Annotated in this window: 15 protein-coding genes; 6 read left to right on the plus strand and 9 right to left on the minus strand. The window is 68.7% G+C overall.

All coding sequences use genetic code 11. From position 1 onward, the window contains the following. The first annotated feature begins 107 nt into the window (after window positions 1–107). From OG892_RS16370 to OG892_RS16385, 4 genes are all read left to right on the plus strand, one after another. Window positions 108–932 carry a helix-turn-helix domain-containing protein gene (locus OG892_RS16370; RefSeq protein WP_371629548.1) on the plus strand — a complete coding sequence of 275 codons (825 nt, stop codon included), beginning with the start codon at window positions 108–110 and terminating at the stop codon, window positions 930–932. After that, window positions 929–1150: a DUF397 domain-containing protein gene (locus tag OG892_RS16375; protein ID WP_371629549.1), complete on the plus strand. Its 222-nt coding sequence runs from the start codon at window positions 929–931 to the stop codon at window positions 1148–1150. The genes OG892_RS16370 and OG892_RS16375 overlap by 4 nt, the downstream gene beginning before the upstream one ends. A 62-nt stretch (window positions 1151–1212) precedes the next feature. Continuing rightward, window positions 1213–2178 carry a hypothetical protein gene (locus OG892_RS16380; protein WP_371629550.1) on the plus strand — a complete coding sequence of 322 codons (966 nt, stop codon included), beginning with the start codon at window positions 1213–1215 and terminating at the stop codon, window positions 2176–2178. Window positions 2179–2225: 47 nt separating this feature from the next. After that, window positions 2226–3134 (plus strand): aminoglycoside phosphotransferase family protein, encoded by a 909-nt coding sequence (locus OG892_RS16385; protein ID WP_371629551.1) that lies wholly within the window; start codon window positions 2226–2228, stop codon window positions 3132–3134. A 68-nt stretch (window positions 3135–3202) separates the two neighbouring features. On the opposite strand, the gene OG892_RS16390 is transcribed toward OG892_RS16385, so the two are convergent. Both OG892_RS16390 and eccD read right to left on the minus strand, forming a co-directional pair. Further along, window positions 3203–4186 carry an aldo/keto reductase gene (locus OG892_RS16390; protein WP_371631641.1) on the minus strand — a complete coding sequence of 328 codons (984 nt, stop codon included), beginning with the start codon at window positions 4184–4186 and terminating at the stop codon, window positions 3203–3205. 309 nt (window positions 4187–4495) lie between these two features. After that, on the minus strand, window positions 4496–5965 hold the full coding sequence (eccD, locus tag OG892_RS16395) for a type VII secretion integral membrane protein EccD (protein ID WP_073737221.1): 1470 nt from the start codon (window positions 5963–5965) through the stop codon (window positions 4496–4498). Between the two features lie 170 nt (window positions 5966–6135). Here eccD and eccCa point away from each other — a divergent pair, with 170 nt between their 5' ends. Next, entirely contained in the window at window positions 6136–10101 is a 3966-nt protein-coding gene (eccCa, locus tag OG892_RS16400; protein ID WP_371629552.1) for a type VII secretion protein EccCa, read from the plus strand. Between the two features lie 114 nt (window positions 10102–10215). Continuing rightward, on the plus strand, window positions 10216–10824 hold the full coding sequence (locus tag OG892_RS16405) for a TetR/AcrR family transcriptional regulator (RefSeq protein ID WP_073737218.1): 609 nt from the start codon (window positions 10216–10218) through the stop codon (window positions 10822–10824). Window positions 10825–10876: 52 nt separating this feature from the next. Here the strand turns inward: OG892_RS16405 and OG892_RS16410 are convergent, their stop codons facing one another. From OG892_RS16410 to OG892_RS16440, 7 genes are all read right to left on the minus strand, one after another. Continuing rightward, the gene (locus tag OG892_RS16410) at window positions 10877–11638 is read right to left on the minus strand and encodes a glucose 1-dehydrogenase (RefSeq protein WP_328696584.1); all 762 of its coding nucleotides are present in this window, start codon (window positions 11636–11638) and stop codon (window positions 10877–10879) included. Window positions 11639–11807: 169 nt separating this feature from the next. Then, entirely contained in the window at window positions 11808–12413 is a 606-nt protein-coding gene (locus OG892_RS16415; RefSeq protein ID WP_371629553.1) for a hypothetical protein, read from the minus strand. A gap of 248 nt (window positions 12414–12661) precedes the next feature. Continuing rightward, on the minus strand, window positions 12662–13000 hold the full coding sequence (locus tag OG892_RS16420; RefSeq protein ID WP_363222634.1) for a hypothetical protein: 339 nt from the start codon (window positions 12998–13000) through the stop codon (window positions 12662–12664). A 115-nt stretch (window positions 13001–13115) separates the two neighbouring features. Next, window positions 13116–13478 carry a hypothetical protein gene (locus OG892_RS16425; RefSeq protein ID WP_371629554.1) on the minus strand — a complete coding sequence of 121 codons (363 nt, stop codon included), beginning with the start codon at window positions 13476–13478 and terminating at the stop codon, window positions 13116–13118. An 83-nt stretch (window positions 13479–13561) separates the two neighbouring features. Next, window positions 13562–14296 carry a hypothetical protein gene (locus OG892_RS16430; protein WP_371629555.1) on the minus strand — a complete coding sequence of 245 codons (735 nt, stop codon included), beginning with the start codon at window positions 14294–14296 and terminating at the stop codon, window positions 13562–13564. 12 nt (window positions 14297–14308) lie between these two features. Beyond that, window positions 14309–14614 (minus strand): hypothetical protein, encoded by a 306-nt coding sequence (locus tag OG892_RS16435; protein WP_371629556.1) that lies wholly within the window; start codon window positions 14612–14614, stop codon window positions 14309–14311. Window positions 14615–14635: 21 nt separating this feature from the next. Further along, on the minus strand, window positions 14636–15400 hold the full coding sequence (locus OG892_RS16440; RefSeq protein WP_371629557.1) for a hypothetical protein: 765 nt from the start codon (window positions 15398–15400) through the stop codon (window positions 14636–14638). Between the last annotated feature and the right edge of the window lie 45 nt (window positions 15401–15445).

Genomic DNA, 15445 nt, shown 5'->3' on the forward strand with positions numbered 1-15445 from the left:
CCACCATCGGGTGGCGATGACGGATCGTGACTCGATGATCACGCCTGCGTCGTACGCTCGGACAGGGACACGCGATTGCCCGCGCACAGGACAACGGAGGGCCGTTGATGAGCGAACTCACCACCACCGACGAGGAGTCCGGCCGGGCCGCGCTCGGTCGGGCGCTGCGGTACCGCCGCGAGAAATCGGGCCGGTCCCTCGGTCAGCTGGCGGAGGAGACCCGCTACGACAAGAGCTACCTGTACCGCCTGGAGGTCAGCCAGCGCCTGTCCAAGCTCGCGGTGATGGAGGACCTGGACCGGTTCTACGACTCCGGGGGGCTGCTGGTGCAGCTCTGGAAGGTGGCGCGCAAGGAGGTCTTCAAGGACCGGTACAAGGAGTTCATGCGGCTGGAGAACGTGGCTCGCATCATGCACCTGTTCACGCTCGGGATCCCGGGTCTGCTCCAGACGGAGGAGGTGGCACGCGCCCTGCTGTCCGGCGCCCAGGAGGCCTACACCGAATCCGAGTTGGTGGAGGAGCAGGTGATAGCCCGCATGGGCCGTCAGCAGCTGCTGCACCGCAATCCGCCCCCGTCCGTGCGGATCATCATGGACGAGTACGCGCTGCGGCGCCCGGTCGCGGACTCCAAGGCGTGGGACGAACAGCTGGCCCATCTCGTCGACATGAGCGAGGTGGCCTCCGTCGCCATTCAGGTCCTCCCCTTCGCCGTCGGGGCACACCACCTGATGGACGGCTCCCTGACACTGCTGTGGCAGGACGACGCGAGTGCCGTTGCCTACACGGAGGGCAATGGATGCGCCGAGTTGATCGAGGATGCGGCTGCCGTGACGCGCTACCGGCTGTCCTACGATCGGCTCCGGGATCTGGCGCTGCCCCCGTCGGAGTCCACCGCGTTCATCAGGGGTGTCCTGAAGGAGCACAGATCATGAGTCCTGCCCCCGACCTCTCCGCCGCGACCTGGCGCAAGTCCAGCTACAGCGACGGCGGCGCCAACAACTGCGTCGAGGTGTCCGACACCTTCCCCGGCCTCGTCCCCGTACGCGACAGCAAGACCCCCACCGCACCCGCGCTGGTATTCGGACCGGCGGCCTGGTCCGCGTTCGTGGGTTTCGCGGCAGATGGCCGGACTGCGGGACGCGACAGCTGATCTGCTGGATCCCCTCGCGTGATCCGTCGCGAAATCCCTGCTCGGAGCGCTAGTTTACGCCGGTGACCATACCCAGCCGAGTCTCACTCGGATACCTGCCGCCCGTCTCCTTCGACCAGGCGTACGGCGACAGCGAACTCCGTACGGCCGCACGTGCTCTGGTCCGCCGGAGCGACTGGCGGCCTGCCCGCGATCTCCTGCTGGCAGGCGGGACGGACTGGGCACTCAAGGACCACCGAGTGGACTACCTGGCCCACAAGGCCGTGGGCAGTCGGGTGCTGTGGGAGTGGGCGAACGCGGAACCGGCCGGTGCCGATGCTCTGACCGTTCTCTCCCGGTCGGAGGTCAAACGCGCCTGGGCGTTCCGGGGCATGACCCGGGCGAGGTACGTGAGCAAGAGTGCCTGGCCGAAGTTCTTCGCGGTTCTGGCGCATGCCGACGAGCTGGCTGCCCAGGCGGGCGAGCGGGCGCCGCTGGACCCCACACCTCGGGCGACCGCACTGCACACGGCACGTGGTCTGGAAGTACCCCGACGCGTATTCGATGCCCGCTGGGACTCACTCATCGCGTGCGATCCGCTGCACCGAACCGGGCACCGCCACGCCCTGCAGTACCTGTGCGCCAAGTGGTCCGGATCCCACAAGGAGATGTTCAGATTTGCCCGGAATACCGCAGAAGCGGTCCCGGACGGACATCCTCTGGTCATGTTGCCACTCGTCGCCAATCTGGAGATGCGAATGGCCGACGAGAACATGGGGCTGGGGTCCGCACGGTTCGCCGGTGACTTCCAGCAACTTCAGGCGCGCTGGATCGGGGCGAACCCTCGGCAGCACCCCTCCATCGTGCAGGACCACACGCTGGTCGCCTTCTACCTGCACCTGCTCCGACGCAGTGCTGACGCCGCTGTTCACTATCGGGCAATGGGCAGGCACGGCTCCACGGAAGGCTGGATGTACGACGGCCGGACCCCGCGTACAGCGTTTGTCCGGGCCCGCGCTGCCGCGCTCCGGCGCGACGGCGGGCAGTGAACCCATATTCGGTTGCGGCGCACAGCCCACGGCGTGACGATCGGGGGATGCCCTCTCCCCACCCCGACGGCCGCGCCGGAATCGACGCCGCGCTCGTGCAACGTCTGATCGACGCCCAGTTCCCGCATTGGAGCGGTCTTCCGGTGGCCCCGGTGGCGGTGGACGGCTGGGACAACCGGACGTACCGCCTGGGCGACGCGATGACGGTGCGGCTGCCCACGGCGGCCGGTTACGTCCCCGCCGTGGAGAAGGAGCACCACTGGCTGCCGCGCCTCGCCCCTTCGCTGCCGGTCGCCGTTCCCCCGGTGCTGGCCCTGGGCGCTCCGGGCGAGGGCTATCCGTATCCGTGGTCGGTCCGCCGCTGGCTGCGCGGTGAGACGGCCACCCTCGACCGCATCGACGACGTACCCCGGTTCGCGCGCTCCGTGGCGGACTTCCTCCTCGCGCTCCAGCGGTGCGACGCGACCGACGGGCCGGCCTCCGGGGAGCACAGCTGGTACCGGGGTGCTTCGCCCGCCCACTACGACGCGGAGACCCGGCGCTGCCTGACCGCACTGGAGGGCCACGTGGACACCGACAGGGCCCGCACCGTCTGGGAGGCGGCTCTCGCCGCGCCCTGGCCGGGGGAAGCCGTCTGGTTCCACGGCGACATCGCCTCCGGCAACCTGCTCGTGGAGGGCGGTGAGCTGACGGCCGTCATCGACTTCGGTACGTCGGGCGTCGGTGACCCCGCCTGTGATCTGGTGATCGCGTGGGGGCTGTTCTCCGGCGAGAGCCGGGAGGCGTTCCGGCACGCGGTCGGCCAGGATTCCGGCACCTGGGCACGGGCCCGCGGGTGGTCGCTGTGGAAGTCGCTGCTGAACCTGACGGGGTACATCGGTACGGACCCCGTGGGCGCCGCGCATGAGCTCCGGGTGATCGACGCGGTGCTGGAGGACCACGAGCGGTTCGGCTGAGGCTTTTCCCGGCAACCCGCGGCAGCCCTGACTGCCCGCCGGTCAAGTTCGTTTCCGTTCAACGACCGTCAGCGGCCGTTCATACGCATGACGGCTTCTGGGTAGCGGGTTCCCGCCACCGCTTCCGGAGGCAGCGCCTCGTCCAGCCGCTGGTGGTCCTCGGCGTCGAGCACCACGTCCACGGCCGCGAGGTTCTCCTCCAGCGTGACCCTGCGCTTGGTACCGGGAATAGGCACGATGTCCTCGCCCCGGTGGAGCAGCCACGCGAGGGCGATCTGAGCCGGCGTCGCCCCGTGCTTCGTGGCCACCTCGCGCACCACCGACGCCGCAGCCGAGTTGGCGGTGAAGTTGTCCCCCTGGAACCGGGGGTCGTAGCGGCGGTAGTCCGACTCCGGATACTCCTCCGCCGGCAGCGCCGTCCCGGTCAGGAACCCACGCCCCAGGGGTGAGTAGGCCACGAGACCGATTCCCCGCTCCCGGACCACCGGCAGAATCTCCTGCTCGATGTGGCGCTCCCAGAGCGAGTACTCCGTCTGGAGCAGGGCCACGGGACAGACCTCGTGGGCGCGGGCGATCGTTCCCGCACCGGCCTCCGACAGGCCGAAGTGGAGCACCTTTCCCTCTTGGATGAGCTCGCCGACCGTACCGGCCACCTCCTCGATCGGGACTTCCAGGTCCACGCGGTGCTGATAGAGGACGTCGATCCGGTCGGTTTCCAGCCTCCCCAGGCATTCGTCGACCACTGTGCGAATGTGCTCGGGCTTGCTGTTCAGCTCTCCGCGTCGTGTCCCTTCGTACTCCCACCCGAACTTCGTCGCGACGACCGCCTCGTCCCGGCGGCCACGGAGCGCGCGGCCCAGAAGTTCTTCGTTGACGAAGGGGCCGTACGACTCCGCGGTGTCGAAGAAGAAGCAGCCTCGTTCGAGTGCCCGATGGATCGTCGCGATCGACTCCTTGTCGTCCGGAACTCCATAGGTCTGGCTCATTCCCATGCAGCCGAGTCCCAACGCGGAGACTTCAAGGCCGGCGCTTCCCGGCCGACGCCGCGGAATCAGTGACGAGTTCAAATCCAGGGCCCTTCCCTCAGGTTCCCGTGGTTGTCTTCCCGGCCCTCGGATCCGCTCTCCTTCTGCGCATCCGAGAATCCGGACATTCGATCCGGGGCGAACTTACCCGTTCGGCCAGACGGTGCAGGTCGTGGCGGACGGTGACGCTGTACGGATGCCGCCAGTGCGGAAGAAGCAGGCGGTGGGCAGTGTCCGGACAGATGCCCCCGGAGGCGGGCCGGTGTGTCGTCTCCACCGTCCTGACCCTGTGCGCCACCCGGGATGTCGATCAAGACCTGCCTTGATCGACAGCCCTTAGCTCGTCATCCCGCGTGCCGAGGAGTACACGTCCAGTACGGCCAGGCACAGCGGAACGAGCGCGAGGAGGAGGACCACCTCGGCCAGGTCGGAGAGGCGGCCCCAGAAGGGGGAGAGCCCCTTCTTCGGGATGATCAGCGCGATGCCGACCATCAGCGCGGCACCGGCCGTGACGGCGGCGGCGAGCCACAGGGTGCGGATGTCGAGCGGTCCCCGGTCCTGTTCCGTCAGGAGCTTGATGACGGCGTCGGCCGGCGGGTTGAGCGACAGCCCGAGGACCAGCAGGCCCAGGGCGGCGAGGCCCGCGCCCAGTACGGCGACGACCTGCGCGGTGTAGCGGAAGAGGCGGGCCCGCAGCAGCATGGCGAGGCCGGCGACCAGTGCGAGGGTCTGGCCCCAGACGTTGCTGGAGAAGCCCAGGACGGCGGCGGACGCGACGACCACGACGCAGCAGCCTCCGACGAGACCCAGCAGCAGCTCGTGCCCGCGCCGGGCCTGCGCCGCGATGCGTTCGGCGTCCACGGGGTCGGGGTCCGCGACGACGCCGGTCTCGTTGTCGAGGTCGGCGTCCGTCATGGGACGCGGGGCGGCGTAGCCGATCGGCAGGTGGGCCACCCGGGCGGAGAGGCCGGGCAGGAAGGCCACGGCGCCGATCGCGACGACCGCGCAGACACTGGCGGTCTCGCTGGGGCTGGAATCGGTGAGGATCGCGCAGAACGTCGCGAGGGTGCCGACCGCGGAGGCGAAGACGATGGCGACGAAGGGTGCGTCGCCGCTCGGCATCGCGGCGACGAGCCCGGCGGAGACGAGGAGCACCGCGGCGCAGCCCAGCAGGAACTGGAGGCGTCCGATACCGGTGCCCGGGTCGAGCGCGAGCAGCCCGGACCCGGCGATCATCAGGTGCGGCAGAGCGGCGAGGCCGAGCGCGACGGCGGAGGCCCGGTCCCCGTAACTCCGTGCCCTGATACCGGCGAGCGTGACGAGCAGTACGCCGACGGCGGCGGCGACGATGCCCGGCAGTCCGTGCATGTCGTGTGTGACCGGGTCCGCGAACCAGAGCACGAAGCCCATGAGGACGAGGAGGAGCGCGCCGCCGAAGAGGCCGGAGACGCCGAACAGCTGATCGCTCCAGAGCGCGCGGTCGCGGCGGACGGCGGACGCGACGGCGTCGGACACGTCGTCGAAGACGGCCGGGGGGAGCGATTCGGCGAAGGGCCTGAGCCGCAGGACGTCACCGTCCAGGACCCGCTGGACGGACAGCGGGTGGGTGGCGTCCAGGAGGGTGCCGTCGCGGCGGGCCAGGTGGTAGCCGGGGGGCGCCCCCGGCGGTGTGACCTGGCCGGTCAGCCGCAGGATCTCCGGAAGGAGGTCCGCGACGGCGACGTCGTCCGGCAGGGCGACATCGATACGGCTGTCCGGCGCCACGACCGTTACACGGCAAAAACCGGTTGTCAGGGTCGAACTCACCTGATGCTTCCCCCTCGTTCGCTGTACACCACGCTCCAGGCCAAGGGCGCCACCCTATCGGGGTCCCTCCCATGGTCTACACGTAGGATTGTCGGCGCGCGGAGGTAGGTCGCTGCCACGGGGGTGCCGGCCCGCAACTCTCCGGGCCGCACTGAGGGATTGATTCGCCGGTGACCCAGATTGTCGTCAAGCGCCAGCCGCGAGCCATGCCACCTGAGATGTCCACGGCTGAGCTGCGGCTCGAATCGCCTCCTGAGCTGCCGCGCGGGCAGCAGGAGGGCATGGCGATGCAGCTGCTGCCGATGCTCGGCATGGGCTCGTCCGTCGTGTTCTTCTTCATGCCGGGCTCGCAGCCCTTCATGAAGATCATGGGCGTCATGATGCTGCTGTCGACCGTGGCCATGGCGATCGCGCAGGTGATGCGGGCCCGCAAGGGCAGCCAGGGCGAGGCCTCCGAGGGCCGCCGGGACTACCTCAAGTACCTCGCGCAGACCCGGCGCAAGGTGCGCCGCACCGCGCGGGCCCAGCGGGACGCGCAGTTCTACCTGCACCCGGACCCGGACCAGCTGTGGTCGCTGGTCGCCGAGGGCAGCCGGCTGTGGGAGCGGCGGATCGCCGACAAGGACTTCGGCCAGGTCCGCATCGGTCTGGGGCCGCAGCAGCTGTGGACTCCGCTGGTCGCTCCGAGCACCGCGCCGCTCGATGAGCTGGAGCCGCTGTCGGCCGGTGCCATGCACCAGTTCCTGGCCGCGCACGGTTCGCTCGACCGGCTCCCCATGGCGGTGTCGTTGCGCGCCTTCTACCACGTCGTGGTGTCGGGCGAGCCGGGTTCGGTACGCGATTCCGCCCGCGCGATGGTGGCCGGGCTCGTCGCGCTGCACTCGCCCGACGACCTCCTGGTCGCGGTCGCGGCGTCCCGGGATGTCACGGACCACTGGGACTGGACGAAGTGGCTTCCGCACACCCAGGTTCCGGGTTCCTCCGACGGGGCCGGCACGAAGCGGCTGTTCGGCGACAACCTGATGGAGGTCGAGGCGCTGCTCGAAGACCGCCTGTCGGGCCGGTCGAGGTTCAACCGCGAGGGGGCGCCGCTCCTGGACCAGCCGCACGTCGTCGTCGTACTGGACGGCACGTTCGTACCGGCGGAGTCGCTGCTCGCCTCTCCGGAGGGGCTCCAGGGCGTGACCGTCGTGGAGATCGTCCCGGAGGAGCTGGACGAGCCCCGCGGCGGTCTGCACATAGCGGTACGGCCGGGCCGGCTGCGGCTGGAGTCGGCGGCGGCCACCTACCACGGCACGCCCGACCTGCTGCCGGTCGAGACCGCGGAGGCGCTCGGCCGCCAGCTCGCCCCGCTGCGGATGGGGATCGGCGCGGAGGACGACGAGCCGCTGCTCGCCAACCTGGACTTCACGGACCTGCTGGGCATCGGTGACCCGGCCGCGGTCGACACCGCGACCGCCTGGCGGCCACGTTCGACGGCCGACCGGCTGCGGGTACCGATCGGGATCGGTGAGGACGGCTCGCCCGTCATGCTCGACCTCAAGGAGGCCGCGCAGGAGGGCATGGGGCCGCACGGGCTGTGTGTGGGAGCGACCGGTTCCGGCAAGTCCGAACTGCTGCGGACCCTGGTGCTGGGTCTGGCCGTCACCCACTCCTCCGAGACGCTCAACTTCGTCCTGGCCGACTTCAAGGGCGGTGCGACGTTCGCCGGGATGTCCGAACTCCCGCACGTCGCCGCGGTCATCACCAACCTGTCGGACGACCTCACCCTGGTCGACCGCATGCGGGACTCCATCACGGGTGAGCTGCAGCGCCGCCAGGAGCTCCTGCGCTCCTCCGGCAACTACGCGAACCTCACCGACTACGAGAAGGCGCGCGCCGCGGGCGCCCCGCTGGAACCCCTGGCGTCCCTGGTCCTGGTGATCGACGAGTTCAGCGAGCTCCTCACCGCGAAGCCCGACTTCATCGACATGTTCATCCAGATCGGCCGCATCGGCCGGTCCCTGGGCGTACACCTGCTGCTGGCCTCGCAGCGCCTGGAGGAGGGCCGCCTGCGCGGCCTGGACACCTACCTGTCGTACCGGATCGGTCTGCGTACGTTCTCGGCCGCCGAGTCCCGTACCGCCCTGGGGGTGCCCGACGCGTACCACCTGCCCTCGGTCCCCGGTTCCGGGTTCCTGAAGTTCGGCACGGAGGGGATGACCCGCTTCAAGGCCGCCTACGTGTCGGGCACCTACCGGCCGGGTGTCGCCCCGACCACCGGTTCCGGGGAACTCCCCATCGACCGGCGCCCGGTGCTGTTCACCGCGACCCCGGTGGCGGTCCACTACCCGGAGCCCGACCCGGACGTCTCCCTGGCGCCCGGACAGCGGACCGCCGACGCGCTGGCGGACACCGTTCTCGACGTCATCGCCCGCCGTCTGGAGGGCCAGGGGCCCCTCGCCCACCAGGTGTGGCTGCCGCCGCTCACCGACGCGCCGTCCCTCGACCAGATGCTGCCGCCGCTGGCGGTGACGCCCGAGCGCGGACTCCACGCCCCGCAGTACGGGAAGAACGGCTCCCTGGTCGTACCGTTCGGCCTGGTCGACAAGCCCTTCGAGCAGCGGCGCGACCCGCTGGTGCGGGACTTCTCCGGCGCGGCCGGTCACATGCTGATCGTCGGCGGCCCCCGCTCCGGCAAGTCCACCCTGCTGCGCGCCCTCATCGGCTCCTTCGCCCTCACGCACACACCGCACGAGGTGCAGTTCTACGGAATGGACTTCGGCGGCGGCGGCATGATCGCCGTCGAGGGCCTGCCCCACGTCGGCGGGGTGGCCTCCCGGCTCGACCCGGAGAAGATCCGCCGTACGGTCGCCGAGGTCTCCGGAATCCTCAACCGGCGCGAGGAGTTCTTCCGGGACAACAACATCGACTCGATCACCACGTACCGCCAGCTCCGCGCGGCCGGCCGGCTGCCGGGCGAGCCGTGGGGCGACGTCTTCCTGGTCATCGACGGCTGGCAGTCCTTCAAGACGGACTACGAGTTCCTGGAGCCGGTCGTCGCGGACATCGCCGCACGGGGCCTCGGCCTGGGCATCCACCTGGTCGCCACCGTCGCCCGGTACATGGAGATGCGGGCGGCGCTCAAGGACCAGCTGCTCAACCGCCTGGAGCTGCGCCTCGGTGACCCGACCGACTCCGAACTGGACCGCAAGATCGCGGTGAACGTCCCCGTGGGCGCACCCGGCCGGGGTCTGACCGCGGAGAAGCTCCACTTCATGGGCGCCCTGCCGCGCATCGACGACTCCGCGGGCGCCGGCGACGACCTGTCCGAGGGGACGGCCGCCTTCGTCCGCGCCTCGGTCGACAACTGGCCCGGCCCGCACGCCCCGCAGGTCCGCATGCTGCCCCGGAAGCTGTCCGCGCGCGAGCTGCCGAGCGGCCCGGAGCGCTCCAGCGGTGGCATCGCGATCGGCATCGACGAGATGAACCTCGCCCCGGTCCTGGTCGACTTCGACACCGACCCGCTGTTCGCGGTCTTCGGTGAGTCGGAGTCCGGGAAGACCGCGCTGCTGCGGCTGCTGATCAAGCAGATCACCGAGCGGTACACCCCGGAGGAGGCGTTGATCTGCGTCGGTGACTACCGGCGCAGCCTGCTGGAGTGCGTGCCGGAGCCGTACCTGGTCGGCTATGCGACGACGCACAACGCGTTCGAGACGTACCTCAACGACATGAACACCCTCATCACCAGCCGCATCCCCGGCACGGACGTGACCCCGCAGCAGCTGCGCAACCGCAGCTGGTGGCGGGGGCCCCGGGCGTTCATCATCGTCGACGACTACGACCTGGTCGCCACGTCCTCCAACAACCCCATGGCGATGCTGGTCGACAACCTGCCGTACGCCCGCGACGCCGGGGTGAACTTCATCATCGCCCGCAACAGCGCGGGAGCCGGCCGCTCCTCGTACGAGCAGTTCATCCAGCGCTTCAAGGAGCTGGGCGCCCAGGGCGTCGTACTGTCCGGCCACCCCGGCGAGGGCGAACTCCTCGGCGACGTGAAGGCCCGCCCACTGCCCCCGGGCCGCGGCCTGTTCGTCTCCCGCCGCAACGCGCCCTCCCTGATCCAGACGGGCTGGCTGCCGACGGACCTGGACTGAGCGGATCGCTGTTGAGCACGGAGGAGGGGGCCGACCCGATCAGGTGCCGGCCCCCTCCTCCGCGTCCACACCTACAATGGACTGCCTGGTCCATTACGGTCGTGGAGGTGGCTCGTGCCCAGCAAGCTGACGGCGAAGGGTAGGGCGACACGCAGCCGGATCGTCGAGGGGGCCGCGGCGGTACTGCGGGAGCGGGGTGTCGCCTGGGCGACCCTGGACGACATCATGGCGCGGACCGGCACCAGCAAGAGCCAGCTCTTCCACTACTTCCCGGCGGGCAAGGACGAACTGCTCGTCGCCGTAGCCCAGTTCGAGGCGGACCAGGTCCTGGAGGACCAGCAGCCCTATCTGGGCCGCCTCGACTCGTGGGAGTCCTGGGAACAGTGGCGGGACGCGGTCATCAAGCGCTACGAGGCACAGGGCGACCAGTGCCCGCTCGGCTCACTGTTCCACCAGATCGGGCGCTCGACCCCCGGGGCGCGGGCGATCGTGGTCGAGCTGCTGCGCCGCTGGCAGGAGAGCCTCGCGGCGGGCGTCCGGGCGCTGCAGGCCGCCGGCGCGCTGCCCGCCGACGTCGATGCCGAGGCGAGGGCCGCGGCGCTGCTGGCCGGGATCCAGGGAGGCGTGTCGATCCTGCTGTCGACGGGCCGGTCCACGCACCTGCGCGCCGCTCTCGACCAGGGAATCGCGGACCTGCGCCGCGCGGGCGGCCCCGCGGCGTGAACTGAGCGGCTCCACCCGGCACACCGCCGCTCCTGGGCCGGTGCCGTGCGTCTCAGGCGGCGATGACGGCGACAGTGGTGCGGCCGCCGTCGACGTCGAGCACGATGCCGTGCACGAACGAGGACTCGTCGCTGGCGAGGTAGACGGCGGCGTTCGCGATGTCGCCGGGAGCGCCCATTCCCCCGGCCGGGGTGCCCTTCATCATGATCTCGCCGGGGTGGGTCTCGCCGGGTGCGGGCGTCTGCACGACGCCCGGGGAGATCGCGTTGACCCTGACCCCCTGCGGCCCGAACTCGGCCGCCCAGGCCCGGGTCAGGGTCTCCACCGCCCCCTTGGTGGAGCTGTAGAGGGCCCCGGGAATGCCCAGCCGCGCGATCCAGGAACCCAGGTTGACGATGACCCCGCCACCGGCCTCCACCATGGCGGGCGCGACGGCGGCGGTCAGGAAGAACGGGGCCTTCACGTTGACCCCGTAGACCTGGTCGAAGGTCTCCTCGTCGACGGTCGGCGTGGTGTTGCGCGGATAGATACCGGCGTTGTTGACCAGGACGTCGATACGTCCGCCCAGGACCCGCGCGGCGTCCTGCGCGAGCGCCCGCGAGGCGGCGGCGCTGCCGTCCAGATCGGCCCGCACGAACTCCGCACGGCCACCCCGTGCACGTATCCCGTCGACGACCTCCGCACCGCGCTCGGCACTGCGGCCCGAGACGGCGACGTACGCCCCCTCTGCGGCGAAGGCCTCCGCGATCGCACGCCCGAGGTTGCTGGTCGCTCCGGTGACAAGGGCGGTCTTGCCCGCAAGCCGCACAGACATGGTTCTCTCCATTGTTTGGTTCGCCGCTGCGAAACCGCACGGCCGGACCGCCGGCAGCCTTCGACCGGACGGGGCGCCCCCTGGCTGTCGGGGCGCTCTGCCACTGTGCGACGACAAAAATGGACCTGCAAGTCCAAAAGTGGGATGCCCTGGACTACCTCTGTCCCGACTACGCCGAGGCGCTCGCACCGTTGGCGCGGCCCTTGCCCGGGTTCCAGGGCTCGGTGGTGAAAGCTCCAGGGGCGAACCGCTCGACTGCCTCGACGATCAAGTCAGGGCGACCCGGCCTGCGTCGGAGCCAGAGGGCGCTTCCAAGCGGGAAGAGCACGGCCAGCGTCTCCCCGCCGACGACGTTCGGCTGCCCCAGGCGCACGCCTGCCTTCAACACCACCAACAGGAAACTCCGCCTGCTGTTGAACCGGACCTTGTCGATAACGGCCCATGGGACGGTCTGGCTTTGACCACTCCACACTTTGCTCACGCCTGCCGAATCGATGCGCAGCCCCGGATGCCGGCTCACAAGCACGATCAGCCCCACCACGGCCACCACTGCCGCGAACCCCGGTATTGCCACATACCCGAAGACACCCGGCAAGCCCACCGTTTCCATGACGTCATCCCCCCTCAGCAAGGCGATCACAAAGGCCGTCAGCACTTCCAGGAGAATCAGACAGAGCATCCCTGCGAGAACCAAGCCGACGTAGAACCAGCCCCGCCGGGCCCGCTCGGCGGGGAGAAACAGCCCTTCTGCAACATTCCTGAACGGTGTGGACAAGACGCTCTCCTTCGTTGGGTCCCGGACACCCATCGCGCGGCGCGCAACTCACCGACGGCGAAGCGCTATCGCGCGTCACCCAGCAGTGGCTGTACGGGAACAGGGTTTCCTCTGGCGCCTGATCTCGCGCACGGCGCTCAACAGCCCGTCCTCCACGCATACGCCACAGGCCCCTGGTACCTGCAAGCAGGAATTCGCGGCATCGCGACCGCGGAGCTGGGGGCCGTTGTGTGAGTCAGGGTGGCCGGTTACAGCGACTCGACCAGCTTTACGGATTCAGCGATCGGGCAAAGAGGAAACTGGCGCCTGAGCTGCCGGGCAGCCTTCAGCACCCCCTTTTCGTCACGGAATCGGCGAAGCGCCGCCTCGTCCGCCACCATCATCCGCAACTCGTCGATGGATGCGAACCTCTTCGCATACCAGTCTCGCCGACGCCGCTGGTCCGCGTATGCCTCACCACAGCCCGGGAGAACAACGCCCAGAACGAACAGGAGGACCACCAACGGCAGGTTATCGGGCTTAAGGATGAACAGCGCATAGAAACAGGCCAGAGCGACGCACCACAACGTTACTCGAATCCAGTACATGCGAAACCATCACCTGCCATTTCGGGGATTTCTCCGGCACCGACACGAACTCAGGGAGAGCACGCCGCCTCGCAGCACACCCTCCCCGAACCGGACCCGTTCGTGGCACGGAGGCTCACAATTCCTTGACCAGGGCTACTGCCACGTCCAACGGAAGCCGGGGAAGTCGGCGCTTGACCTCCCGTACCGCGTTGGCGGGCCCCTTCTCGTCGCGGATGCGGCGCAGCCCCGGCTCGTCGACAGCCTGGCGCAGTGCGTCGATCGAGCCGAAGGTCTGGGCGTACCAATCCCTCTGCTCCGCCCGACGCGCACCCGGTGTCTGCCATGCCGAACGCCCCTCGGCCACCAGCGGACAGGCCAGAGCCAGGACGATGCAGAGAATCCAGACCGCCGCTGGGAGGCCCGATTTCAACGAGAAGAAGAGACCCACCAACGCGAGCAGACCGACGCCCCAGAGAATTACTCGCAATACACGCATTAAGCCACCTAGCTGTCGATCCAAGGCATCCCGCACCCGGTCACACTGCGCACGAGAGTCAGGCGCCGGAATGACACCGGCCCTTACGGGGCTGCAACGGGCCAGTGACCCTGAGGATAGGTCGACTCGTCACGCGCTTCGCCCTCGATCGCGGACATCTGCTGAGCCTGAGCACCCAGCAGAGCCAGCAGAGCCGTGGCGGCGGTGATGATGGCCGCAGTGCTCGCCGTGGCCTCTGCGACGACGAGCGCCGCACCCGCCCAGGAGAAGACAAGGGAGCCGATCGCCACGATCGCGGCGATCATGCTCGCGATGAGCTGATACAGGACAACGCCCAGTGCGATGTAGAACGCGAGTCCGGCGGTGGCGCACAGCGCCAGGCCCGTGGCCACCTTGTCCGCGCTGGTGCCGATCTTGGCGGCCGCGATGGGCTGCGCCTTCACCGCCGTCGTGTAGGCAGTGGCAGCGTCACCTGTCCAGTGCTTGAGGGACTGAAGCTGGTCGGACGTGGTACTGCCGGCGACGCCACTGGCTTTCCCACGGACATCAGACTGCCAGTCCCAGACATGGATGGCCATGTAGACGGGCGCCGCGACCCCCTGCAGGAGCTCCTTGATCTTGTTGAGGACCCATGAGCCTGCCTCGATGAGCTTGTTCGCAGTCCAGATGATCGCATCCGCGACGAAGTCGGGCACGTACCAGTGATTCGCCGTGGATTCCGCCTTCGGGCCGACCTCATTCAGCTTGGTCGAGAGAGTCTCAATTCCCGAGGTGAGCTTTTTTGAAGTCTCTTCGTATTGCGCCGCGTTGAAAGGCATTCCATTCCCCGTCTAGTAGGCGTGATCTACGTGCTTCTTCGTGTCGACCTCGTGGTCGTCGTATGCTTTAGCATTCTTGTACAACGCCGTAGCGACCGCCGACATCTGCACCTCCCCCTCAGAACTGCGTGCAGAAATCTGATCGATGACAGCTTCGTAAGCCGATACCAGGAGCTGGAAGACTCCAGCCTGAAGGTGGTTCATTCGCGTTCCTTCAACCGCGTTGTGGACCGCCTTCATCGCACTGCTCTGCTCGTCCCACATCGCCGCATCGGAACGCAGTCCGTCGGTGATGACTTTGAGGTCGGGGTCACCCAATGCCCTCAATCCCTTCAGGAGTTATTCAGTAAGACGTCGGGGGTCACTCAGAATGGCCAGCGCTTCGTTCAACAGGCCACCGAGTTGCAGATTGGCCGTGCTGTCCTCGGCTGCAGCCTCAAGAGTGCTGAGTTTGTCGCGGGCATCGGTCAGGGCTTCGTCAAACGCCTGGTTGAGCCCGATGGACGTCTGCCTAGCCGCCCACTGGGGATCCACCTCGCAGGAGAGCAGAGCGCCCTTTGTCACAGTGAGAACGACCCGGTGAGCCGTTGATCTGCCGGTGGCCCGTACCGGCTCGGGGACCTCCCCCGCGAGCTGCTCCACCGCGCTGAATGCCGCGAGTGCGTCCTCGGTCACCTCATCGAGGCTCCGCGGGACGACGTAGCGCAAATCCGGTCCAGGGATTTCCGTTGTTGCCGAGGGTGTCTCCGGCGCGGTGGAAGGGCCGGATGTGGCAAATGAATTATCCAGTTGGTCGGCCTTGGCTCGCCAGCCCGCATCATCAAAGGCCCGCGACAGGCCTTCCATCTGCACGCTCATAGCGGCGCCGTAAGCCTCACTGACAACGGCCCCGATGGCCTCGGGCGGCTGCCGGCGCTGCCAGTCCGAAGCAGCCTTGATGAACTCCGGAAGCCCGTCCGATGCCAATCGGACGGTTACGGCGCCCTGCGCATCCGCGCCTTCGACACCCTGGGGCATCTGGTTCTGCATGTTCGTCATCATGTTCTGCAGCTTCAGCGCGTGCTGCTGGAACTGCTGCAGACCACCTATGAATTCGTCGTCCACAATGCCTCCTCTTTGCCTGTGCGCGTACAGGCCGTTCTGATTGGG

Source organism: Streptomyces sp. NBC_00341 (assembly GCF_041435055.1).
Lineage (GTDB): Bacteria > Actinomycetota > Actinomycetes > Streptomycetales > Streptomycetaceae > Streptomyces.